The sequence below is a fragment of the Dorea sp. AGR2135 genome, from assembly GCF_000420885.1.
Lineage (GTDB): Bacteria > Bacillota > Clostridia > Lachnospirales > Lachnospiraceae > Dorea > Dorea formicigenerans.
On record NZ_ATVU01000016.1, the window covers coordinates 1 to 23,558 of the forward strand.

At 40.8% G+C, this 23,558-nt stretch carries 22 protein-coding genes, 1 tRNA gene, 1 rRNA gene and 1 pseudogene; 1 reads left to right on the top strand and 24 read right to left on the bottom strand.

Annotation, left to right across the window (positions count from 1 at the left end; translation table 11 throughout):
- The 12 genes from G593_RS0110730 to G593_RS0110790 form a co-directional block, all read right to left on the bottom strand.
- Positions 1 to 146 (bottom strand): 16S ribosomal RNA (locus G593_RS0110730); the annotation flags it as partial.
- A 542-nt stretch (positions 147 to 688) separates the two neighbouring features.
- Entirely contained in the window at positions 689 to 931 is a 243-nt protein-coding gene (locus G593_RS20130; RefSeq protein WP_029731668.1) for a hypothetical protein, read from the bottom strand.
- Positions 932 to 1,000: 69 nt separating this feature from the next.
- The gene (locus G593_RS0110745; protein WP_029731669.1) at positions 1,001 to 1,483 is read right to left on the bottom strand and encodes an AAA family ATPase; all 483 of its coding nucleotides are present in this window, start codon (positions 1,481 to 1,483) and stop codon (positions 1,001 to 1,003) included.
- Between the two features lie 135 nt (positions 1,484 to 1,618).
- Positions 1,619 to 1,706, bottom strand: a tRNA-Ser gene (locus tag G593_RS0110750).
- A 147-nt stretch (positions 1,707 to 1,853) separates the two neighbouring features.
- Positions 1,854 to 2,768: a YitT family protein gene (locus G593_RS0110755; RefSeq protein ID WP_022279611.1), complete on the bottom strand. Its 915-nt coding sequence runs from the start codon at positions 2,766 to 2,768 to the stop codon at positions 1,854 to 1,856.
- A 26-nt stretch (positions 2,769 to 2,794) separates the two neighbouring features.
- A complete protein-coding gene (locus G593_RS0110760; protein ID WP_029731671.1) occupies positions 2,795 to 4,171 on the bottom strand; it encodes a metallopeptidase TldD-related protein in 1,377 nt (458 codons plus the stop codon).
- A complete protein-coding gene (locus tag G593_RS0110765; RefSeq protein ID WP_005342029.1) occupies positions 4,165 to 5,547 on the bottom strand; it encodes a TldD/PmbA family protein in 1,383 nt (460 codons plus the stop codon). Before G593_RS0110765 ends, G593_RS0110760 begins: the two co-directional genes overlap by 7 nt.
- An 83-nt stretch (positions 5,548 to 5,630) precedes the next feature.
- Positions 5,631 to 6,608 (bottom strand): ABC transporter ATP-binding protein, encoded by a 978-nt coding sequence (locus G593_RS0110770; RefSeq protein WP_029731672.1) that lies wholly within the window; start codon positions 6,606 to 6,608, stop codon positions 5,631 to 5,633.
- On the bottom strand, positions 6,608 to 7,630 hold the full coding sequence (locus tag G593_RS0110775; protein ID WP_022279613.1) for an ABC transporter ATP-binding protein: 1,023 nt from the start codon (positions 7,628 to 7,630) through the stop codon (positions 6,608 to 6,610). The genes G593_RS0110770 and G593_RS0110775 overlap by 1 nt, the downstream gene beginning before the upstream one ends.
- A gap of 17 nt (positions 7,631 to 7,647) precedes the next feature.
- Positions 7,648 to 8,595 (bottom strand): ABC transporter permease, encoded by a 948-nt coding sequence (locus G593_RS0110780; protein WP_005342035.1) that lies wholly within the window; start codon positions 8,593 to 8,595, stop codon positions 7,648 to 7,650.
- An 11-nt stretch (positions 8,596 to 8,606) separates the two neighbouring features.
- Positions 8,607 to 9,530: an ABC transporter permease gene (locus tag G593_RS0110785; RefSeq protein WP_005334658.1), complete on the bottom strand. Its 924-nt coding sequence runs from the start codon at positions 9,528 to 9,530 to the stop codon at positions 8,607 to 8,609.
- Positions 9,531 to 9,596: 66 nt separating this feature from the next.
- Positions 9,597 to 11,234, bottom strand: a complete 1,638-nt coding sequence (locus tag G593_RS0110790; RefSeq protein ID WP_029731674.1) for a peptide ABC transporter substrate-binding protein — start codon at positions 11,232 to 11,234, stop codon at positions 9,597 to 9,599.
- Between G593_RS0110790 and G593_RS21750 the strand changes: the two genes are divergently transcribed.
- A complete protein-coding gene (locus tag G593_RS21750; protein ID WP_442852372.1) occupies positions 11,160 to 11,480 on the top strand; it encodes a hypothetical protein in 321 nt (106 codons plus the stop codon). The two genes, G593_RS0110790 and G593_RS21750, sit on opposite strands and share 75 nt — an antisense overlap.
- Here G593_RS21750 and G593_RS0110795 read toward each other — a convergent pair.
- The 12 genes and pseudogenes from G593_RS0110795 to dnaN form a co-directional block, all read right to left on the bottom strand.
- Complete coding sequence (locus G593_RS0110795; RefSeq protein WP_029731675.1) at positions 11,445 to 12,272, bottom strand: MurR/RpiR family transcriptional regulator; 828 nt, start codon at positions 12,270 to 12,272, stop codon at positions 11,445 to 11,447. The two genes, G593_RS21750 and G593_RS0110795, sit on opposite strands and share 36 nt — an antisense overlap.
- A gap of 271 nt (positions 12,273 to 12,543) precedes the next feature.
- A pseudogene (locus tag G593_RS0110800) lies at positions 12,544 to 12,762 on the bottom strand (transposase); the annotation flags it as partial.
- 73 nt (positions 12,763 to 12,835) lie between these two features.
- Positions 12,836 to 13,309 carry a prealbumin-like fold domain-containing protein gene (locus G593_RS0110805; protein WP_330360837.1) on the bottom strand — a complete coding sequence of 158 codons (474 nt, stop codon included), beginning with the start codon at positions 13,307 to 13,309 and terminating at the stop codon, positions 12,836 to 12,838.
- Positions 13,293 to 14,000, bottom strand: a complete 708-nt coding sequence (locus G593_RS0110810) for a Spy0128 family protein (RefSeq protein WP_029731678.1) — start codon at positions 13,998 to 14,000, stop codon at positions 13,293 to 13,295. The genes G593_RS0110805 and G593_RS0110810 overlap by 17 nt, the downstream gene beginning before the upstream one ends.
- 11 nt (positions 14,001 to 14,011) lie before the next feature.
- Positions 14,012 to 14,722, bottom strand: a complete 711-nt coding sequence (locus G593_RS0110815; protein WP_029731679.1) for a lysophospholipid acyltransferase family protein — start codon at positions 14,720 to 14,722, stop codon at positions 14,012 to 14,014.
- Entirely contained in the window at positions 14,719 to 15,270 is a 552-nt protein-coding gene (locus G593_RS0110820) for a Fe-S-containing hydro-lyase (protein WP_029731680.1), read from the bottom strand. The genes G593_RS0110815 and G593_RS0110820 overlap by 4 nt, the downstream gene beginning before the upstream one ends.
- A gap of 2 nt (positions 15,271 to 15,272) precedes the next feature.
- On the bottom strand, positions 15,273 to 16,115 hold the full coding sequence (locus tag G593_RS0110825) for a fumarate hydratase (RefSeq protein ID WP_005342068.1): 843 nt from the start codon (positions 16,113 to 16,115) through the stop codon (positions 15,273 to 15,275).
- A 149-nt stretch (positions 16,116 to 16,264) separates the two neighbouring features.
- Positions 16,265 to 18,805 (bottom strand): DNA gyrase subunit A, encoded by a 2,541-nt coding sequence (gene gyrA / locus G593_RS0110830; protein WP_029731681.1) that lies wholly within the window; start codon positions 18,803 to 18,805, stop codon positions 16,265 to 16,267.
- Positions 18,806 to 18,849: 44 nt separating this feature from the next.
- Positions 18,850 to 20,781 (bottom strand): DNA topoisomerase (ATP-hydrolyzing) subunit B, encoded by a 1,932-nt coding sequence (gyrB, locus tag G593_RS0110835; RefSeq protein WP_005342071.1) that lies wholly within the window; start codon positions 20,779 to 20,781, stop codon positions 18,850 to 18,852.
- Positions 20,782 to 20,791: 10 nt separating this feature from the next.
- Positions 20,792 to 21,877, bottom strand: a complete 1,086-nt coding sequence (gene recF / locus G593_RS0110840) for a DNA replication/repair protein RecF (protein WP_029731682.1) — start codon at positions 21,875 to 21,877, stop codon at positions 20,792 to 20,794.
- Complete coding sequence (locus G593_RS0110845; RefSeq protein WP_005334675.1) at positions 21,867 to 22,076, bottom strand: RNA-binding S4 domain-containing protein; 210 nt, start codon at positions 22,074 to 22,076, stop codon at positions 21,867 to 21,869. Before G593_RS0110845 ends, recF begins: the two co-directional genes overlap by 11 nt.
- A 95-nt stretch (positions 22,077 to 22,171) precedes the next feature.
- The gene (gene dnaN / locus G593_RS0110850) at positions 22,172 to 23,281 is read right to left on the bottom strand and encodes a DNA polymerase III subunit beta (protein ID WP_029731683.1); all 1,110 of its coding nucleotides are present in this window, start codon (positions 23,279 to 23,281) and stop codon (positions 22,172 to 22,174) included.
- Positions 23,282 to 23,558 lie beyond the last annotated feature (277 nt).

The window sequence follows — 23,558 nt, forward strand, 5'->3', positions numbered from 1 at the left end:
CAGGTTACCCACGCGTTACTCACCCGTCCGCCGCTCAGTCACAAAAGTCTTCATCCGAAGAATCGAACTTAAGTGCTTCGCTCGACTTGCATGTGTTAAGCACGCCGCCAGCGTTCATCCTGAGCCAGGATCAAACTCTCGTTTAAAAATCTTAATTCCGATTTGACTCGGATTTAAAATCAAAGTTCGTTCCAGGTCAAGAAAACTACTAGCTTTCTTATCCCTTTTACTGTTTTAAGGTCGACATTGTTATTCAATGTCCGTTCTGAATTTTCTCTTAAAGAATCTTCAGGGTTGTTGTCTATTATTTAATTATCAAGGTTCTTTTTCTTGTTGTAGTCTCAGCGACAGCTTTTTTATATTATCACATTTACAATCGCTTGTCAACAACTTTTTTATTTTTCTTTTTCACTGTCCGCTTCGATCATCTCTGTCGTTCGAAGCAGCTTGTCTAGAATATCATAATTATTAACTCTTGTCAATAACTTTTTATTCTTTTTTTGATTCTTAAGAATTGTTTTCTCGCGAATCAGCTTAGTTATAATATCATTTGGGCAACCATATGTCAATACTTTTATTTATCTTTTTTTACATCTTTTTCTCATACTTTTTCTCATTAATTTTCCGCATCTATACTTAGTGTTTACACGCATATAACATACAAAATATAGTGCCCATTATTACAATCTTATCTATAATAAATAAGTCCCATTATTTTTGCCAGATTCTCTGCTTTGATGTTCTTTATGATATTTCCTTCTACATATTCAAGAATGCCTCGGCATTCTTGCTGCGAGGTTCGTGTCATGCAATTGCATGACATACTTCTACTGTGCACCTCTGCAATCAATTCTTCTATTGCATCTTCCTCAATATCTACCTGCTCTATTTGATACTCCTTGATCAGTTTTGGCCAAATGTATCCTTTCACAATTTGCTTTTTGTCTCTTATCGTATATGGAGGTAATCCTACAATGTCCAGACGATCCTGTAATATCGGCTACAACGGTTCAAGACTATTAGCTGTTGCCACAAAAATTACATTTGACAGATCCAGTGGAAATCCCAGATAGTTATCTACAAATTTTGAACGGTCACTGTATAATATGTCAAGAAGTACATTTTCCGGGCAGCCATGTTCGATGGAACTTCCCATTTTGTCAATTTCATCCAATAAGATCAATGGGCAGAAGCTTTTCCCATGTACCAGAACATCCACAATCCTTCCCGGCTTGGCATGATTGAATACTGTCTGTGTTCCTCGTAGAAATAATGCATCCGAAACACCTGCCAGTGATATTTTCACACAAGGTATTCCCATCGCCTTTGCAATCGAAACTGCAATGGATGTCTTGCCTGCTCCGGGAAATCCAGCAAGTAGCATAACTGCCCCGTAGTTCTTTCCAAGATACTTCTGGCAAGCCATATAACGTAATACCTTCTCTTTTGCCTCCAGCATAGCATAATGGGAACTATCCAACATCGTCTTGGCTTCTTTTCTTCTATACGTGTAGTTTATTTAAAAAGATAGTACCCCAGTCAAATGTAAATTTCAAGTAGCGGTCTTTGCTTAGAACGAAAAAAAGAGATTTGGAATTTCTTCCAAATCTCTTACCTACGGAGAAAGAGGGATTTGAACCCTCGCGCCGGTCACCCGACCTACACCCTTAGCAGGGGCGCCTCTTCAGCCTCTTGAGTATTTCTCCAGCAAAAATGATTATACTAGAGGTTTACCCTAATGTCAATCATTTTTTACTTTATTTTTTCAACCTTATTTTTTGGAAATTTTTTACCTTATTTTTCAATCCTGACTTTCGGCTGACTTTCACGTAATTTTAAATATTTTCAATCTCTTACTTCACATTTGCACTGGCACTATTTCCTTCACTCTGAGTACTCTTGTGCTCTTTTGTCAATGAAAATCCACGACCGCTGACTTCTCTGACTTCACTTACAATCACAAAGCTTTCCGGATCAATATTCTTTACAATACGCTCCAACTGATGCAGTTCACGGTTTGACACAACAACGAGAAGCACCTGGCGGTCTTCCTGTGAATATCCACCCTCTGCACGCAGAATTGTAAGTCCCCGGTCCAGATGCCCGATAATCGCCTGACGGATTGGCTCCGGATTTCTGCTGATGATTTTAACCTCCATTTTCGAGCCACCAAGGAGCAATACCTTATTCAGCACTGTTGTATAGGTTATAACAAGAATAACTCCATATAACAGCATCTCAGGCGGTATGAGGATAGCCTGACCAAGCAGTATACATATATCAAATACATTCAGGCTGACTGACACAGGTATCTTAAAATATTTATTCAAAATCAACGGCGGAATATCCATACCTCCGGTGGATGCTCCCATACGAATGACGCTTCCAAGTCCCACTCCGATTCCCAGCCCTGAGAATATCGTATTCAGCCAGATATCGTCTGTGAAATGTACATTTGCAAAGATCTGTCCGAATAACTCCAGGCAGATTGGATAGGTAAATGTACTTACAATAGTTGTAAATGCGAATTTCTTTCCAAGAAAAATAAATCCGACTACCAGCATCACAATATTAAATCCCAGCACGAATATCGAAACGGATAATCCGGTCAATCTGTTCACTAAAAGTGCAATACCTGTCGTTCCTCCGGTCGGCAGTCCTGACGGAAGCAGAAATAATACTGCGACCGCTGCGTACATAGCATTTCCAATAATAACTGTCAACAATGTTATTCCCCGCTGTAACATTGTCTGATTTTTGTTTTTCACAATTTTCTTCCTCCGAAATCACATACTTATATTCCGGATACTGCCAATTCTCCTACATACACTGATGGAGCAATTACACTTGCGCAATCCGGATATGTAGATATGTAATCATTTGCGATTCCCTGAATCTGACCAAGCATGTCAAAGAAATTACCTGCAATCGTCACCTGACAAAATGCATCTGTTTCCTGGCCATTCTCAATCTTTCTTCCTTTTACAATTAATGAAAATGTCCCCGTCATTACATTAATTCCTGCAAATACACCATCTACATCGGTTACAAGGATACCATGACACATTTTTTTCTTCAAGTCCAAAATTGAGGATTCTGTTTTCTCACCCAGATCACATTCAGATTGCAAAATAACATTTGTAATCCCAATTTCCACATCAGATTTTGGCGATTGTTTAAAACCATTTCCTGTAGGTTCGATTTTTAATTTTTTCGCAAGTTCTTTATTTACAAGTTGTGTTTTAAATGTTCCTTCTTTTATCAGGTATTTTTCTTTCACAGGTATTCCTTCATCATCAATTCTACGGCATACTCTGCCCTCTTTCAAATCTGGCACCTCTTTTAATGAAACATTTGCAGATGCAATCTTATCACCCTCACGTCCTGCAAGCGCACTTCTTTCATTTTTAATCCGGTCTGCATAAAATGCCGGAATATACGCTTCCAGTAATTCTGCCATCACGGAGTTTTTCAAAATGACCGGATACTGCCCAGACACAATCGGTTCTGCACCAAGGCCGGCTCTGGCTTCTTTAGCTGTCTCACGTGCCAGCTTCTTTGCACTGTCATCTGCCAACTCACTCACATAACAGCATCCTCTGGCATAAGATGCCTGTCCATCCTTCTCCGCCTTTAAATCTGCACGGAGACTGTGGTATCCTGTAGCATCCATGAACCTCTTATCTCCCGGTCCCAATACATAAATCTCTTCCAAATATTGCTCATATCCAAGATAATCCACAAGGTCTATATTCGGGACCTGATAAACTTCTTCCTTTGCCTCTGCAAGCTTTTTCATCACAGTCTCATGGTTCTCCCACATGAACTGCACTTTTTCATCCTCTCCACATGCTTCTTTTGAATTCTTAGCGTTATCCACATCTTCTTCATATTTTTCACCCAGAGCTTCCATATTCTCTCTCAGCATTGTAATTAAAGCTTCTGCTCCCGGAAGAACTGTCCAGTAAGACTTTTCTTTTTTCCCGTCATGAGCAGCCTCGATTACATAGACTGCATCCTCGCTGTCCTGTTTTTTTACAGACTTGTGGCCACGTACACTTGTTGTTCTTGACTTCGTATGAACGACCTGGAAAGAAATGTGAGTATAGCCAGCTTTTTCAAGCTCCTCAGACAGCTTTTCTATTGTTTTCCGCTCTCTGCAATCTAACATATCTCGTCTCCTCCCACTGTCATCTCTGATACTTTTACGGTAGGCTGTCCTGCCCCAATATAGATAGCTCCGCTTCCGGCATAGCAGAACCCCTGACCAAGCTCATAATCCTTTCCTACCTGCTCGACTTTCTGAAGGATATCCCCTCCTGTTCCAATCAGAGTGGCACTGTGAACCGGCACCGTAATCTCTCCGTGTTCAATCAGAAATGTTTCTCCCGTATTAAAGTTGAACTCGCCGGTAATACTGTTGACCGAACCTGCATTGATACTCTTTACATAGATTCCACGGTCTACAGACGCAATCATTTTCTCTACGTCATCACTGCCCGGTGCAATATAAGTGTTGCTCATTCTTGCCACCGGCGCAAACCGATAGCTCTCGCGGCGACTGCTTCCATTTGCAGACAAACCAAGTTTCTTTCCATTCAGGCGGTCCACCAAATAATTTTTTAGGATTCCATCTTTAATCAGCACATTTTTTCTTGTCAATTCACCTTCATCGTCGATATAGCCAGATCCCCAGCCATCACGAATACTTCCGTCATCAATCAGTGTCACTTTCTCAGAAGCGACTTTTGTACCTAATTTTCCCGAAAATTCACTTCCATTGTCAGAAACAGAAGTCGCTTCCAGAGAATGACCGCAGGCCTCATGGAAGAACAGTCCTCCGAATCCATTAGCAATAATGACTGGCATTCTTCCTGTCGGGCAAGCTCTGGCTCCCAGACAGCGAATGGCATTCTGTGCGACCTTTCTGGCACACTCTTCTACATTTATCTGTTTCAGGAACTCATAACCTCCCATTGCCCCAGGTCCATAATAACTCCGCTGCACGTCCTGGTCGTCACGGACAACCGCCTCAATAGAGAGTCTTGTCTTCATGCGGTGGTCTTCCATGTAGCAACCTTCCGAATTGGCAATCTGCACATGCTGATCCATATCCAAATATTTCAGATACATCTGCGAAATCTGACTACTATATGCAAGTCCTGCTTTGTCGCATTTTTCCATAAGTTTCATCTTATCTTTGACAGAAGCACTTTGGAAATATTCTGTCGTGCTGTCATATATTTTCTGATCTGCAGACAGCTTCTCCCAGTCCGGTCTGACTGGTTCCCCTGCTTTCCAGTTTTCTTTTAACAGACGGAAAAGATTCTCTTCTCTCTCATCTTCTGTGTAGAAATATGCACACTGGTCGCCGGAAAATATACGGATTCCTACTCCTGATTCAATTCCTGCCAGTGCCTCTGACATATTTCCACCTGTCATGGCAAGCTGATTCCGTCGTGTATGCTCTGCGAACACTTCTGCAAAATCCCCTCCATGAGACATGATGTAGTCTATGATTTTATCTGTCATATTCTGACTGAGCATGTCTTTTCCTCCTTAACATGTTACATTCAGACCTTTTAGACATGGTCTGTTCAAAATAAATTCAAAAATTGTGAATCAAAATCTTATTTTTCTCCGTCTTTATCAAACAGGTGGCACTCCACAAAATGATCCGACTCTATCTCTCTGAACACTGGGGACTCCTGCGCACACCGCTCGGTCGCATATTTACACCTGGTACGGAATTTACATCCAGATGGTGGATTCAATGGACTTGGAACCTCACCTTCCAGTTTCGTCTTTTCCTTCTGGCTCTCATAATCAGGATCTGCTTCCGGGATTGCTGAGATCAACGCCTGTGTATACGGATGCTTCGGAGATGAATACAGCACTTCATTGCTTGCCAGCTCCACGAAGGATCCAAGATACATAACTCCGACACGGTCGGAAATGTGTTTCACCATGGACAGGTCATGGGAAATGAACAGATAAGTCAGTCCCATCTCTCTCTGCAATTTGATCAGAAGATTGACGACCTGTGCCTGAATAGAAACATCCAGCGCAGAGATTGGCTCATCACACATAATAAACTTCGGTTCTACCGCCAGCGCGCGGGCAATACCGACACGCTGTCTCTGACCACCGGATAACTCATGAGCAAAACGGTTGGCATATTCAGCATTTAAACCTACTTTATTTAACAGATCTGCGACTCTTTCATCCATTTCTTTCTGAGAAAGTTTCAAATGTACATGCATTCCTTCACTGATAATCTCTCCGATTGTCATACGTGGGTCCAGAGATGCATACGGATCCTGGAATATGACCTGAACATCCTTTTTGAAAGATAACAGTTCCTTTCCATGAAGTTTGGATACATCTTTTCCTTCAAAAAGAATCTTTCCCTTTGTCGGCTCATACAACTTGATAATCGTTCTTCCGCAAGTTGTCTTTCCACAACCAGATTCTCCAACAAGACCAATCGTCTCGCCTTTTCGAATCTTCAGATTAATTCCGTCTACAGCCTTTACGACCTTTTTCTTTCCTGCCGGAAAATATTTACAAAGGTCTTCTACTTCAAAGATATAATTATTCTGATCCATTATTTTGCCTCCTTATCATAGAAGGATTCTACCTTCGGTGCTTTTGGATGCTGCAGCCAGCATGACACCTTATGTGTATCACTTAAGGATGTCTCCCTTGGATTTCTCTCTTTACAGATTCCCATGCAGTACTCACATCTTGATGCAAATGGGCATTCATGTAATGGAAGCAGGAGATCCGGAGGTGTTCCCTTTAACGCATATAATTCTTCTTTTGATTCATTGGTAACCTTTGGCACGGAACTTAAAAGCGCCCATGTATACGGATGTTTGCTTTCATAGAAAATCTCACGGGCAGTTCCCCTCTCTACGACCTGGCCTGCATACATAACCTGAATACGGTCCGCGAAATTAGCCACAACACCAAGGTCATGTGTTACCAGAATAATAGCTGTATTAGATTTTTCTTTTAATTCGCGCATCAGATCCATAATCTGTGCCTGGATTGTTACATCAAGCGCAGTTGTTGGTTCATCTGCAATCAGAATTTTCGGATTACATGCAAGTGCAATGGCAATCATAACACGTTGTCTCATACCACCGGATAATTCATGCGGATAATTATCAATTCGAGATTCCGGGCTTGGAATCTTGACCATCTCAAGCATACGGATAGCTTCTTTTCTTGCCTCTGCCTTATTCATGCCACGATGAATGATCAGACTTTCCATAATCTGCTTACCAATGGTCATCGTAGGATTCAGTGAAGTCATTGGATCCTGAAAAATCATACTGATTTCGTCTCCGCGAAACTTATATAATTCTTTGTCCGTCATTTTCATGACATCTTTTCCATTACAGACAATCTTCGACTCCGGTTTAATCTCTGCGAATGGCGGTTTTAAAAGACGCATGACAGCTTTGGCCGTTACGGTCTTTCCACATCCTGACTCTCCTACGAATGCAAGCGTCTCACCTTTTTTTAATTCAAAGCTGACACCACGGACAGCTTTTACTTCTCCTGCATAAGTCTGAAAAGAAACATGCAGATTATCTACTTCTAATACTTTTTCATTTTCCATCTTCATCTACCTCCAGACTATTTTCTAAGTTTCGGATCTAATGCGTCACGAAGTCCGTCACCAAGCAAAGTAAAACTCAGCATTGTAAGGGCAATCATAATTGCCGGGAACAAAAGCTGTGTTGGATAGAACATAAAGTTCTGCTGAGCGGCAGATGCAAGAGCTCCCCAGCTTGTCTGTGGCGGCTGGATTCCAAGTCCTACATAACTTAAGAACGCCTCTGAGAAAATGTATCCTGGAATATCAAATGTAATAGCTACGATAATCATACCGAGTGTATTTGGAATCATATGTTTCATAATAATTTTCATCGGCGATACACCGAGTGCATTTGCTGCAAGGACAAATTCCTGTGATTTCAGCTGAAGCATCTGTCCACGCACCAGTCTGGCAATTCCACACCATCCTGTCAGTGTCAAGGCAATCAGCATCGTTCCAAGACTCTTGCTGTCCGTCATCACAGAAATCAGGATAACAATCAAAAGATATGGAATACTTAAAAGAACCTCTACAATACGCATCATGATATCGTCCACAATTCCTCCAAAATATGCTGCGATACCTCCATAGATACTTCCGATCAAACTGGCTACAAGCGCTCCTGTAATACCAATCAAAAGAGAGACACGTCCCGCCTGCCATACTCTGGCAAACAGATCACGTCCAAGGTCATCTGTTCCGAACCAATGTGCTGCACTTGGTCCCTGATTGATTGCACCCGAATCAATTTTCTCATATCCATATCCACTGATGGCCGGTCCGAATATAATGAAAAATATAAGAACAAGAAGGATAATACCTGCCAGAAGCGCTACTTTATTTTCTTTAAATCTTCTCCATGCATCGGCCCAGTATCCGATTCTCGGACGAGCAGGAACCTCTTCATCTTTCTCAAGTCCGATGATTTCAAACATTTCATCTGGGATATTTTCTGTCATATCAAATGTATTCTGGTTTTCCATCATGTATCTTCCTCCTAATCAACCCGGATTCTAGGATCCAGAACTGTATATGCAATATCTACGATCAACTGTACAAATACAAATAAAAATGCTGCAAATACAGTGGTTCCGATAATCATCGTGTAATCTCGGTCATTAATTGAATTGATGTAATAAAATCCAAGTCCTGGTATTCCAAATATTTTTTCTACAACGAAAGAACCTGTAAAGATTCCGGATATCTGGCCTACGAGAAGTGTCATACATGGGAGAAATGCATTTTTCATAACATGTTTGCGGATCACATTGAATCTGCTGACACCTTTTGCTTCCGCTGTCAGAATATAATCTTGATTCATAACATCCAGCATATTGGACTTTACATAACGAGCATAAGTGGCAATCGTGCCAAAACTCAATACAACGGTCGGAAGAACCACATTCTGCCAGCTTCCCCATCCTGTTGTTGGCAACACTCCGAGTTGTACACAGAATACAAACTGAAGAAGTGATGCCAGTACGAATACTGGAACCGTAATACCCAGTATTGCTATGAACATGACTATGTAATCAGGCCACTTATTTTTATGAAGTGCGGCCACGATTCCAAGAATAATACCTAAAAATACTCCAACAATCAGCGCCAGTCCTCCCGGAGTCGCTGAAACTTTGGAATTTTCAAGAAGTGTGTCTGTTATATAAGTTCCAGGATATTTTAAGGACTCACCAAGATCACCTTTCGTAATCAGATTCTTCATAAAAATTCCATACTGTTCCGTTGTGGATTTGTCCAGTCCATATTTTGCATAATAATTTGCTTTTGTCTGCTCAGGAAGATTTCTTGCCATGTGGGCAAGCGGATCTCCCGGAATACTGTGCATCATATAAAATGTGGCTGTAATGATGATTACGAGAGTAACAATCATATAACCGATTCTTTTTACAAGAAATTTTTTCATATTATCCACTCCTGTTAAAAATACCGCCGCTCTTAGATTAAGCGGCGGTAAAATTCTTATCTTTTACTATCTTGCACTTGTATCTACATATTTCAGTCCACTTGTTGAACTTGCCAGTTTATTGTAATTCTTCACATACTGATAATAATAAGAATGTGTACATTCATTTACGTTCGGGCTGATAACACAGTCATCTGCCAGAAGAATATTTTCTGCCTGTTTGTAAAGGTCAACTCTTGTCTTTTCATCCATCTCTTTTCTTGCCTGAGCAATAAGACTGTCATACTGCTCATTCTGCCAGAATACAGGAACCATGTTAGAACCACCGGCAAATACTTCCATCATAGCCATTGGATCATCATAGTCGATAGTCCAGGTCATCATAGCGATCTGGAATTCACCATTATTCGTCTTACTCTGGAATGTTCCCCACTCATTGAAGTCAAGCTCAACTTTTACTCCAAGAATTTTCTCCCACATCTGCTGACAATATGCTGCATAAGTTCTTGTCCACTCAGTTGTACCACTTAATGTATATGTAATATTTAATGTAGATGGATCACTTCCGAGTCCTAATTCCTGCATACCTTTAAGAAGTAACTCTTTTGGATCTTCTGTAATAGATTTTAATGGCTCTTCTACCTGATTACGATACTCTCCAAGTTCACCCGTTGATGTAGAATATGGAACCCAGCCGTATAATGGTTTGTGGATATCATTGTAAATAACTGAACACATATCTTCACGGTTTACTGCCATTGTGAAAGCTTTTCTGATGTTTACATTGCTGAATATTTTGTCCTGGCAGTTAAAGAAATCGTATCTTACTGTCGGGATTAGTGCTTCAACAACATCAACTTTGTCTTTCTTATCAAATCTTTCGATCCACTCTTTATCAGCACATGCAACATAATCCAAAGATCCACTGTCGAAGGAGTTGAATCTTGCTGTCTGGTCTGATACAATCTGATAATTTACTTTATCTAATTTTACAGAATCTTTATCCCAGTAATTTTCATTTTTCTCTAATTCGATTTTAGAATTACGTTTCCAGCTTGTCATCTTGAATGGTCCACATCCGACCATAGATTCTACATTTGCGCCATAGCTCTCTCCGTATTTTTCTACCAGATCTTCACGAACCGGATACATAGCTCTTGTATCTGTCAGAGCAAGGAAATATGGTACCGAGTACTCTAATGTAATCTCAAGTGTTTTATCATCGACTGCTTTTACGCCAAGTTCAGACACATCTTTTTCTCCATTGTAGATTGCTTCACCGTTCTTAATACATGTAATGTAAAATGCATTTGGTGAACCAGCTTCCGGGTCAAGTGTCTGCTTCATTCCGTATACGTAATCATCTGCTGTAACCGGCTCGCCATCAGACCACTTATTATCACGAAGATGGAATGTCCAGACGGTACCGTCATCATTAGATTTCCATGATTCTGCTCCGGCACCTTTACGTTCCTGCTTATCTCCATCTTCTTCCAGACGCGTCAAAGGCTCCATAATATTTCTCAGGATTCCCATACTGTAAGTATCATTACCTTTGACCGGATCCATCGTTGTCGGATCTGTGTCCAGATACGTGTTGTAACACGTTCCGTCTGCTGACTTTTTGTCATTTCCACCACCACAGGCTGTCAGGGAAAATACCATAACCGCTGCGAGAAGTGCACTTATGATTTTCTTTTTCATAGATTAACCTCCTTTTTCCGTTGCATCTATAATATTTGTCTATATTATATCAAATGCTTTAATTTTGGTCTATCTTTTTGTAATAAAAATTGGTGCTATACTACACCTTCAGTAATATTGCACCAATTTTCTTATATCTCCACTTTATTTTCGCTTTATTTTCAGTCTATTTTACTAATCCGTTATTGTTCTTTAATTCTTTTTTGCACGCTAATTCTCATTAAGTTCTGTCTTGCCCTGCTTTAATTTTATAGCGGAGGTCAACAAATTCAGCATAAGCATCGGTGATGTCAATGTATTCAGAAAAACACGCGTCATAGTCGGAGCTGTCAATGTCAAGTCTGCGCACTGCGCCACTGCTGTGTCCAGACGGTCAGTAATTGCCAGTATTTTTGCATTCTGCATTCTTGCCCGCTCTGTCACTTTCGTTGTCATAAAGTAGTAATCCGGAAATGAAATCGGTATGAGCAGAGATTCTTCTGTCAGTGAATTCAACATTCCATAAACATCATCATTCAATTCTGTATTTGCAGTAATTCCAAGGACCTCACAAGAAGAGAGTCTGTTTTTCATATATTCCGCCAGCGTCCAGGAAATGCCTCTTCCACAGATAAAAATCTGCTTACTATTCAAAATCAAATCTGCCGCTTCAAAATATTTTTTTAAATCAATATTTTGCCAGTAATCCGTAATAGCTTTGACCTCTTCATCTCCAATCTCTGACAGAACCTTTTCCCGGTTATCATGTTCATATTTGGGAACTTTCTCTGTATAGACACTGCTATCGTCCAGAACATCCGTCTTTTGTTTCTGAATTATATCCTTGCGAAATTCATATTTAATCTGGGTAAAACCTTCATAGCCAAGTGATGCACATGTATTAAGTATCGTAATCTCCGTTACTCCGATGTTCTGACTCAACTCTTTCAATGTAATATATGCCATCTCGTCCGGATGATCAATCATATACTTTGCAACCATGTACTGTTTTCTTGTAAGCTCTGTGCTTCTCTTTTTGATATTTTCTATAATGTCCATGATTTCTTCTCTCTTTCCATCTGACCGCTTTGATTTTTCTTAGTATACCTTACTTTGATATCTCTGCGCAACTATATTACTATAAAGTTATTATAAAATCACTATATTTTGTTTTTACCATATAGTATTGTATCACTTTAACATGACGAATTATAAAAAGGATATAGTTCCCCTTCCCCCATATGAATGCTATTATGAAATTCTATGCGGCAGTTGCAACTTTTTTCTGTTTGTTGCGATATTTATAAAGATTCTGTCCGATAGAAACGAGAAATACTTCAATCAATATGTCTTGAAATATTTCTTCAATGGAATCAGCAAGTACTTCGTTGATGAAGTAGCCGAAAGTACGGTAAGAAGGTGCTTGATGATCCATAAGATATATGAAGCGGAGATTAACTTTACACTGATTCTCCAGTGCGATTTCTCCCATAAATCTATCAAAAGTCAGCACTGGATCACAGATGTCCAAATAATCTTGAATTAGCATTGGCAAAACTGCCTGTTTTGGGTTAGAATAGATTATGTTATTAATTTTTTCACAGCCCCTTCAATCATTTACTTTATGAATTTTTTCTTCTGCGAAGTACGATAATCACAACTACAATTGCTGCAATAGAAAGAATTGCAAATAATCCAATCTGGGCTGTATCACTTGTCTTCTCCGCATCCGGACCTGATGTAATGCTCATAATTCCATATGCATCAATTATAAATTCTGTATCTTCAGCAAGATCATATCCTTCTGGTGCAGATACCTCACATAAAATATACGATGTATCAACATTCAATTTTCGCTCAAATGACTCGGCTGAATCTCCTGTCGTCCACTCTGCTACAATCTTACCTGCTGGAGATGAAACTTCTTTGAAGTAATAAGTTCCTGGTTCTACATTTTCAAATGTCATATAACCATTTTCATCTGATATCCGTGTGCCTATCAGAATGTCGCGGCCTTCACCACTAAGTACTTTATACGGTGCATAAGTTGCTCCCTTAATCGGATCTTTACTGCCGTCTTTAGATTTGTCTCGAATCTGACGGAATCAATTCTTTAATTGTGTAATTATAATCTCCAACTTCATCAAATATAATGGAATCAAAGAGTACAGAACCATTGTCTGTATTTTTCTTAGTATCAATCAAGTTGTTATTCTCATCAAATAACTGGAATGTAAATTCTCCCGGCTGAAGTTCAGCATTATTCAATACTTTCTTAACCGCTGGATCAATAGCTGCTGCTGTTACAGACATCTTATTTTCAAATGAGATTCTATCTACACTCTCGGATGAGTTCTCCACATTTGTTCCATTTTTTATGTAAGTTATAGACATATCCATTTTTTCATCCACATTTACCATAACGGTATATACAGACGGATCATATTCAATATCGCTAACGGTATTTTCCCCCTGCTCATTAATCTCTTTTACAGTGTAAGAATAAGTTACTGCTGTATAATATGGAATTGTACGGAATGTAATATTACCGGAAGCATCGTTTGTTTTTGTTTCAATCAATGTTCCATTTGAATCATACAGTCCAAATCGGAATTCTCCGGCTTCCAGATTACCACCTGTCAATGTCTTAGTTCCTGTAATCGTGGCAAGAGCATAATCCATGCTCATCGTCATAAAGTGATAGTTATTAAATATCAGGAATTCATCGTCCTCTACTGGCTCAAATGTATTTCCAACATCACCTTCGTATCCAACATAACGACACACACTCCGACAGGCTAAATGGAATCATGGATCGTTTTCTGGATCTGACTTCTTACAAGTTCCGCGATATCATTCGTCTTCATGTCTTTATAATCATCATAGTACAGCGGTTTTAAAAAATGTACCTGCACTGTGACCGATGCGATGCTGTTAGTGTCAAATGGCTTGAAAGAATCGATCAGTGCAACCGGCACGATCGGACATTTTGCTTTCGTTGCTGCTTTAAAGCTTCCGCCTTTAAACTCCAGCATCTCATTTCCCATCTTAGATCTTGTTCCTTCCGGGAAAATGAGATAATTTCTTCCGTTCTTTACCTCATTTGTCACATTTACAATGACCTGCAGTGACTGACGGATATCATTACGATCCATCATATATGCTTTCATACATTTGAAAACTTGTTTTAAAAATGGCACATTTTCCACTTCTTTTTTGGCAACTACGGAAAATGGCTTCGGGCAGACATCTACAAGTGCCAGTACATCGTAAAGTCCCTGATGATTTGGGAAGAACATAAAGCCGTTTTCTTCTGGGATATTCTCAAGCCCGTGGGCATCTATGGTCACATTTCCACCCTTATTAGCTCGGTGTGTGATGAACTGGAGCATCCGGTAATGTTCTTCTTCTGTGTATTTGTCTACGTGGGATGCATGATAACATAATTTTGCCCACATCCACGGAACAAGTAAAATGTTCCGAAGAACCATCATTATGATTCGTTTCATATCTTCTTGTACTCCTTTATGGCACTTTCGTACAGATAACCGCCCTCGCAATCAGCGACTACGATCACCGGGAAATCTTCCACATAAAGCTTGCGGATAGCTTCCGTTCCAAGATCATCATAAGCTACGACCTCAGAAGTCTTAATACATTTTGAAAGAAGCGCTCCTGCTCCTCCCACTGCCGCAAAGTAAACACTTCCGTTTCTTTTGACAGCATCCAGTACTTCCTTACTTCTCTTACCTTTTCCAATCATAGCTGTGAGGCCAAGATCCAGAAGCTTCGGTGCATAACGGTCCATACGGCTCGCAGTTGTCGGACCTGCAGAACCAATCGGACGCCCTTCTCTCGCCGGAGATGGTCCCATGTAATAAATCGTCTGTCCAACCATATCTACCGGAAGATTTTCTCCATTTTTAAGAGCATCATCCATTCTCTTGTGAGCGGCATCTCTCGCCGTGTAGATAATTCCTGTAATGTATACATAATCTCCTGCTCTGAGCTTACGGGATACTTCTTTGCTGATTGGTGCTTTTATATGCTTCTCCATGACTATACCTCCCTCACAATGTGTCTGTTGACGTGACAGCAAATATTGATTCCTACCGGAAGTCCCGCAATGTGAGTCGGGTATGTATTAACATTTACCGCAAGAGCTGTTGTTGTTCCTCCAAGACCTCCAGGTCCGATACCAAGCTTATTGATCGTCTCAAGCATCTCTTCTTCCAGATCCTTGACCCACTGGATGTCTGAGTGTGTGCCAACTTCACGTGTCAGGGCATCCTTTGCCATAAGAGCACATTTTTCAAAGGTACCACCAATTCCGACACCGACTACCATCGGCGGACAGGCATTCGGTCCCGCATCCTGAACAGCTGTCAGAATTGCATTCTTCACACCTTCAATCCCATCTGCAGGCTTCAGCATAAAGACACGGCTCATATTCTCGCTTCCAAATCCCTTCGGAGCAACTTTAATCTTTACTTTATCCCCCGGCACAATGTTATAGTGAATAACTGCCGGTGTGTTATCTTTCGTATTCTCACGGATGATCGGGTCACCTACAACAGACTTTCTAAGATATCCTTCCACATATCCCTGGCGCACACCCTCATTGATGGCATCCGTAAGACTTCCACCTTCAAAGTGTACCTCCTGACCAACTTCTATGAACACGACCGCCATACCGGTATCCTGACAGATTGGGATCATATCCTCTCCTGCAATCTTTAAATTCTCCTGAAGCTGTGTCAGAATCTGCTTTCCAAGCGGTGCTTCCTCCGTCTCCACAGCCTTTTTCATCGCTATATCCATATCCTCAGACAGAAAATGATTCGCCTGAATACACATTTCTTTAATATTTCTCGTAACTATACTTACATCGACTGAACGCATAATGATCTCCTTTCATCTCTTTTTTCATTTTACCCTGTCCCTTAGTGATATACAAGACAAAAAAATCTGCAGCCTCGGATTTTCATGTCCTGCAGCTACAGATTTTTTTATAGTCTTATTAAGTTTTCTTTTCTCAGACAGTATAACTTTTATTCTTCGTCACTTTCTAATGCCAGTGAGTCTACGTCTAGCTGGTCCACTTCTACTCCGTCTTCGCCGAAGATTTCTTTCTTTTTGGCTTCTTCTTTTTCTTCGTCTCTGACTTTTGCGATACTTGCTACGGTCTCTTTATCTTTCAGGTTGATGAGTTTGACTCCGGATGTGATTCTTCCGAGTAAGGAGATTCCGGAACACAGCATACGGATGATGATTCCGTCCGTATTTATGATCATAATCTCATCGTCTTCGTCAACTGCCTTGATTCCGATGACATTTCCTGTCTTTTCGGTAATCTTGTAACACTTCACTCCTTTGCCGCCACGGTTCTGTGCTGTAAATTCACTGATGTCTGTACGTTTACCCATACCTTTTTCAGATACGATCAAAAGGTCATGTCCCTGGGTCACAAGCTGCATTCCAATCACTTCGTCGCGGTCTGCAAGGTTGATTCCGCGTACTCCCATGGAGTTACGTCCTGTTGCTCTTACGTCGGTCTCATTAAAGCGGATACACTGACCATACTTCGTTGCAAGAATGATTTCCTGATTATTGTCTGTGAATTTTACTTCGATCAGTTCATCCTCATCACGCAGTGTAATTGCGGCAAGTCCTGTCTTTCTTACATTCATGTACTCGCGAAGAGATGTCTTCTTCACAAGACCTTTCTTTGTTGCCATGATCAGATAATCCTGGTCGCGGTAGTAATCAATCGGGATTACAGCAGTAATCTTCTCGCCCGGCATTAACTGGAGCAGGTTGATGATCGCAGTTCCTCTTGATGTGCGGCTTGCCTCCGGAATCTCGTAACCTTTCAGTCTGTAGACACGTCCGGTGTTCGTAAAGAACATAATGTAGTGGTGCGTATTCGTCATGAATAGCTCTTCCACATAATCTTCATCCAGAGTCTGCATACCTTTAATTCCCTTACCGCCACGATTCTGTGCCTTAAATGTATCATCAGACATACGCTTGATGTAACCAAGCTTTGTCATGGTAATTACAATATTCTCCTTCGGAATCAGATCCTCCATGGAAATGTCATACTCGTCAAATCCGATGGATGTTCTTCTGTCATCACCATATTTATCCTTAATGACAAGGATTTCTTCACGAATCACTCCAAGAAGTAATTTTTCGTCTGCCAGAATTGCCTCCAGTCTCTCAATCTGAGCCATAAGTTCTGCATATTCTTTCTCAAGCTTCTCTCTTTCCAATCCGGTCAGAGCACGCAGACGCATATCTACGATAGCCTGAGCCTGAACATCATCCAGTTCGAATTTCTCCATGAGTTCTGCTTTTGCAGCCTGTACCGTACTGGAACCACGGATGATCCGGATAACTTCGTCAATATTATCAAGCGCGATCAATAATCCTTTTAAGATATGCGCTCTTTCTTTTGCTTTGTTCAGTTCGTACTTTGTACGACGTGTCACAACATCTTCCTGATGCTTCAGGTAATATCCAAGAAGCTCTAAAATATTCATGACTTTTGGCTGTTTGCCGACCAGTGCCAGCATGATCACGCCAAATGTATCCTGAAGCTGTGTATGTTTGTAAAGCTGGTTCAGCAATACATTTGCATTGACATCTTTACGAAGTTCAATAACAATACGCATACCTTCACGGCTGGACTGATCACTTAAGTCTGTGATTCCATCCACCTTCTTGTCACGTACCAGCTCTGCGATCTTCTCGATCAGACGGGCCTTATTGACCATGTACGGAAGCTCTGTAACAATGATGCGGCTCTTTCCATTCGGCATCGTCTCAATGTTCGTTACGGCACGTACACGAATCTTACCACGTCCTGTTCGATATGCTTCCTCGATTCCTCTTGTACCAAGAATCTCTCCACCGGTCGGGAAATCTGGTCCCTTGATGATCTCAAGGATTTCTTCCATTGTTGTCTCGTTTTTATCTGCAATCTTGTTATCGATAATTCTGACTACTGCGTCAATGACCTCACGAAGATTGTGCGGCGGGATATTCGTTGCCATACCTACGGCGATACCGGATGTACCGTTCACCAGAAGGTTCGGGAATCTTGCCGGAAGTACAACCGGCTCTTTCTCCGTCTCATCGAAGTTTGGCATGAAGTCTACCGTATCTTTGTTGATATCAGCAGTCAGTTCCATGGAAATCTTACTCAATCTTGCCTCTGTGTAACGCATAGCCGCTGCTCCGTCACCGTCCACAGAGCCGAAGTTTCCATGCCCGTCAACGAGCGGATATCTGGTAGACCATTCCTGAGCCATATTAACCAATGCTCCGTAAATAGAACTGTCACCGTGAGGATGATATTTACCCATTGTATCACCGACGATACGGGCTGATTTTCTGTGCGGTTTATCCGGTCCATTGTTCAGCTCGATCATGGAGTAAAGAATTCTTCTCTGTACAGGTTTCAATCCGTCTCTTACATCTGGAAGTGCACGGGAAGCAATAACACTCATGGCATAATCGATATAGGAGGTCTCCATCGTCTTCTTTAGGTCGACCTCATGGACTTTATCAAAAATATTGTCTTCCATTTATCTATTTTCCTTTCTGCAAAGCGAAAATATTTCGCTGATATTTAAATGTCAAGATTCTGTACATACTGTGCATTTTCTTCGATGAACTCACGTCTTGGCTCTACCTTATCTCCCATCAGTGTTGTAAATGTGAGATCCAGCTCGCTTGCTGTCTCATCATCCATTGTGACACGAAGGAGTACGCGGTGCTCTGGATCCATAGTGGTATCCCAAAGCTGCTCTGCATCCATCTCTCCAAGACCTTTGTAACGCTGAATTTTATTATTGTTATCACGCCCAACTTCCTGCAAAATGCTGTCTAGTTCTTCGTCGCTGTATGCATACCAAACTTTTTTATTTCTTTCGAGCTTATAAAGTGGCGGCTGTGCCAGATACACGTATCCTTCTTTGATCAGATCTGGCATAAATCTATACATAAATGTCAGAAGCAGTGTACTGATATGTGCTCCATCCACGTCGGCATCGGTCATGATGATGATCTTGTGATAACGTAATTTGCTGATATCAAAGTCTTCATGGATTCCGGTTCCAAATGCCGTGATCATGGCTTTGATCTCCGCATTTCCATAAATTCGATCCAGTCTTGCCTTCTCAACATTGAGGATCTTACCACGAAGTGGAAGGATGGCCTGTGTTGCACGGTCTCTGGCTGTCTTTGCGGAGCCACCGGCGGAGTCTCCCTCTACGATGTAGATTTCGCATTTTTCCGGATTCTTGTCAGAACAGTCTGCAAGCTTACCAGGAAGTGACATACCGTCAAGGGCTGATTTCCTTCTTGTCAGATCTCTCGCTTTTCTTGCAGCCTCTCTCGCACGCTGTGCCATCACAGACTTCTCAACGGTTACTTTAGCGACCTGAGGATTCTGTTCCAGGAAAATCTGAAGCTGTTCACTGACAACACTATCAACTGCTCCTCTTGCCTCACTGTTTCCAAGTTTCTGCTTTGTCTGACCTTCGAATTGAGGATCCTCGATCTTGACACTGATAATTGCAGTCAGTCCCTCACGGATATCCTCACCTGTCAGGTTCGGCTCATTATCTTTTAAAAGTTTATTCTTTCTTGCATAATCATTAAATGTCTTTGTTAACGCATTTCTAAATCCGACAATATGAGTTCCGCCTTCCGGAGTCGTAATATTATTTACAAATCCGTAGCTGTTCTCATTGTAGGAATCATTGTGCTGCATTGCAACTTCAACAGATACATTGTTGACGATTCCCTCACAGTAAATAATCTGCTCGTAAAGCGGAGTCGTACTGCGGTTCAGATACTCAACAAATTCTTTGATTCCACCTTCATAGTGGAAAGTCTTCTCAATCGGCTCTTGTGGTCTTTCATCGCGAAGAACAATCTTCAGTCCCTTTGTCAGAAATGCCATCTCACGGAATCTCTGCTGTAAAATGCTGTAATCAAAGATTGTTGTCTCAAAAATCTCTCCATCCGGCAGGAATGTGACCTTTGTTCCTGTCTTTCCCGGCTCACATTCTCCGATGACTTCCAGCTTCTTTGCAACTTTTCCTCGCTCATAGCGCTGTCTGTATACTTTTCCTTCGTGACAGATTTCAACTTCCAGCCAAACAGAAAGCGCATTTACAACAGATGCACCTACTCCATGAAGTCCTCCGGATACCTTGTATCCTCCACCACCGAATTTTCCTCCGGCATGAAGCACCGTAAATACGACTTCAACTGCCGGAAGTCCTGATTTATGGTTGATTCCGACCGGAATTCCACGTCCATTATCTGTGACAGTAACGGAATTATCCGGATTAATCGTTACGTGAATGGTATCACAGAATCCTGCCAACGCCTCATCAACCGCATTATCAACAATCTCATATACCAGATGGTGAAGACCTCTTGATGAGGTACTTCCAATATACATTCCCGGACGCTTTCTTACAGCTTCCAGTCCTTCCAGTATCTGAATTTCGTCTGCGCCATATTCGTGCTGTACCTTTTCTGTAGCCATGCTAATCCTCCTAGTTTTCCTTTATCACTTGTCCGTTCTGGACATGAAATACTTTATTGACTTCAAATCTATGATTTACAAATTCATCCACTCCTGTACAGGTAATGAGTGTCTGTATATCATGAATACTGTCTAATAAATAGTTTTGCCTGTGTTTGTCAAGTTCAGACAACACATCGTCAAGTAACAGAACCGGTGTGTCTCCGATCACTCTTTTCACCAGCTCGATTTCTGCCAGTTTCAATGACAATGCTGCGGTCCTTTGCTGTCCCTGGGATCCGAATCTCCGGATGTCCAGATTCCCGACCATAAAACAGACGTCGTCTCGATGAGGCCCTACCGAAGTACTCTTCATCCTGATATCTCGCTGTCTGTTCATCTCAAGAGCCTGCTCAAGAGACATGTTTTTCGTACTCGGTTCGTAGATCAGACGGATTTCTTCCTTACCGCCAGTCAGTTTCTTATGTATTCCGGAAACAATTTCGTTCATTTCGTCAACAAATTGTTTCCTCCTCGCAATGATTGCATTGCCATACTGAACAAGCTGGAAATCCCAGATGTCCAGAGTCTCCATTGCATCTTGCCGGTATGCACTGTCTTTTAGTAAATGATTTCTCTGATTTACGATCCGACTGTAATTGGATAAATGATTAAAATATACTTTATCAAGCTGTGACAGCTCTAAATCTATGAACTTTCTTCTTCCCGCCGGACCATTTTTTATAATGTTCAGATCTTCCGGTGAAAAAAATACGAGATTTACAATGCCAAATAATTCTCCGGCTTTGCGTATCGGAATCTTATTAATAGCAACACCTTTCGGCCGGTTCTTCTTCAGATGCATGTCAATCTGATCCTGAATCCCGCGTTTTTCAACAATCACCTCAATGTGTGATTCCTCTGCCCCGAACCGGATCATATCCCGGTCTTTGCTCCCTCTGTGGGACTTCGTCGTCCCGGACAGATAGACAGCCTCCAGAATATTCGTCTTTCCCTGAGCATTATCCCCGTAGAAAATGTTGGTGCTGCCGTCAAATTCCAGATTCAAAAGCTCGTAGTTTCTAAAATTTTTCAGTTTCAAAGATTTAATCTTCAATTTTGATTTCTTCTCCGCCAAATGATACAACATCCCCGCCGTATAATTTCCTTCCACGGCGAGTATCGATTTCTCCATTTACAGACACCTGTCCGTCCTGGATGACTTCTTTTGCCTCAACGCCCGATTCAACAAGACCGGCTGCTTTTAACGCCTGCCCAAGCTTTATAAATTCATCACGCAATTTGATTGTTTCCATAGTCGCTCCTTTATATTTACAAAAAATGAATAAATGTATAATTATTCATGCATTTTTATGAATAATATTAGTATTTTCGTATAATTATGCACTCATTATACATTTGCATTAAAGTTTACAGGAAGGATAAGATAAATATAGCTTTCTGTCTCATCCTTGATGAAGCAAGGTGCTTTTGCATTCATCAGATAAAGTGTAACCTCTTCATCATCAATAACACGCAGTGCGTCAATCAGGAATTTCGGATTGAATCCGATCAGAAGATCTTTTCCATCCTTGGAAATCATAATCTCTTCATTCATGGATCCGATCTGAGATTTGATTTTTAACTCCATCATTTCATCCTGGATGTCAATGATGATCGGTTTTTTATCTCCCTCTTTGATGAGAAGTGTTGCGCGGTCAATACAATTTAAGAATTCTTTTTTGTTAATTCTTACTTTTGTATCGTAATCACTGGACAGCATCTGATCAATTTTAAAATATTCGCCTTCAATGAGTCTGGAAACAACGATTGTATTGTCAAATTCAAACACAATATGGTTATTTGTATAAGAAATTTCAACCATACTCTCAGCTTCTCCGGATAAAATTTTACTAATTTCAATTAAAGTTTTACCAGGTACGACCATCTTATAATCACTGACTGGATTTTTCAATTCAATTTTACGGATAGAAATTCGATGTCCATCCAAAGATGCAACTCTTAAAACATTATCTTTTATTTCAAATAATTCTCCGGTCATTAATTTGTTGCTTTCTGTATCAGCAATAGAAAAGATCGTCTGGCGAATGATTTCTTTCAAAGTAAACTGTGAAATTGCTATAGAATCATCTTTCTCAATAATTGGAAGATAAGCAAATTCATTGCCAGGTTTTCCGGAAATATCAAATTTTGCTTTTTCACACACAATAGTTGTCTGAAGTCTGTCATCAGTTTCTATAGAAACTTCATTATCCGGAAGTTTTCTAACAATTTCAGAAAAAATCTTTGCATCAATGGCAATCATACCACGATCAATGATCTCACCTGCAATTTCTGTCTGGATGCCAAGTTCCATATCGTTGGCAGTCAACTTAATAATGTCAGTAGTGGCATCAATTAAGATACATTCCAATATTGGCATTGTTGTTTTTCCAGGAACAGCTTTAGAAACAATATTAACTCCTTTTACAAGGTCTGATTTGTTACATACGATTTTCATATGTGTAAAACTCCTTTCCCACGATACGCATATATAGAAATAAATAAATTTTTTCCGCCTTATTCGCCTTAGGGGCTGTGGATAAGAGGAAAACCCCTGCGCGCCCAGTAAACTCAGGCGTTTCGCGCTTTGATAAGTCTGTGAAATTAAACTGGAAAATGTGTGGAACTGCTTTGGAAAACATTTTTGTTGCTTTTTGGAAAAATGGACAAAAAATCACTTCTCCACACCATATCCAAATAAATCAGAGGATTTTCCACGCTCTGTCCACATACTA

Bases quoted from the DNA above. Each gene is read 5' to 3' on its own strand.
- G593_RS0110815 (WP_029731679.1), bottom strand. From the start codon at position 14,722: ATGAAACGAATCATAATGATGGTTCTTCGGAACATTTTACTTGTTCCG.
- G593_RS0110745 (WP_029731669.1), bottom strand. From the start codon at position 1,483: ATGTTGGATAGTTCCCATTATGCTATGCTGGAGGCAAAAGAGAAGGTA.
- gyrA (WP_029731681.1), bottom strand. From the start codon at position 18,805: ATGGAAGACAATATTTTTGATAAAGTCCATGAGGTCGACCTAAAGAAG.
- G593_RS0110760 (WP_029731671.1), bottom strand. From the start codon at position 4,171: ATGTTAGATTGCAGAGAGCGGAAAACAATAGAAAAGCTGTCTGAGGAG.
- G593_RS0110790 (WP_029731674.1), bottom strand. From the start codon at position 11,234: ATGAAAAAGAAAATCATAAGTGCACTTCTCGCAGCGGTTATGGTATTT.
- G593_RS0110770 (WP_029731672.1), bottom strand. From the start codon at position 6,608: ATGGATCAGAATAATTATATCTTTGAAGTAGAAGACCTTTGTAAATAT.
- G593_RS0110780 (WP_005342035.1), bottom strand. From the start codon at position 8,595: ATGATGGAAAACCAGAATACATTTGATATGACAGAAAATATCCCAGAT.
- G593_RS0110845 (WP_005334675.1), bottom strand. From the start codon at position 22,076: ATGGAAACAATCAAATTGCGTGATGAATTTATAAAGCTTGGGCAGGCG.
- G593_RS0110765 (WP_005342029.1), bottom strand. From the start codon at position 5,547: ATGCTCAGTCAGAATATGACAGATAAAATCATAGACTACATCATGTCT.
- G593_RS0110820 (WP_029731680.1), bottom strand. From the start codon at position 15,270: ATGGAGAAGCATATAAAAGCACCAATCAGCAAAGAAGTATCCCGTAAG.
- gyrB (WP_005342071.1), bottom strand. From the start codon at position 20,781: ATGGCTACAGAAAAGGTACAGCACGAATATGGCGCAGACGAAATTCAG.
- dnaN (WP_029731683.1), bottom strand. From the start codon at position 23,281: ATGAAAATCGTATGTAACAAATCAGACCTTGTAAAAGGAGTTAATATT.
- G593_RS0110825 (WP_005342068.1), bottom strand. From the start codon at position 16,115: ATGCGTTCAGTCGATGTAAGTATAGTTACGAGAAATATTAAAGAAATG.
- G593_RS0110775 (WP_022279613.1), bottom strand. From the start codon at position 7,630: ATGGAAAATGAAAAAGTATTAGAAGTAGATAATCTGCATGTTTCTTTT.
- G593_RS0110785 (WP_005334658.1), bottom strand. From the start codon at position 9,530: ATGAAAAAATTTCTTGTAAAAAGAATCGGTTATATGATTGTTACTCTC.
- G593_RS0110795 (WP_029731675.1), bottom strand. From the start codon at position 12,272: ATGGACATTATAGAAAATATCAAAAAGAGAAGCACAGAGCTTACAAGA.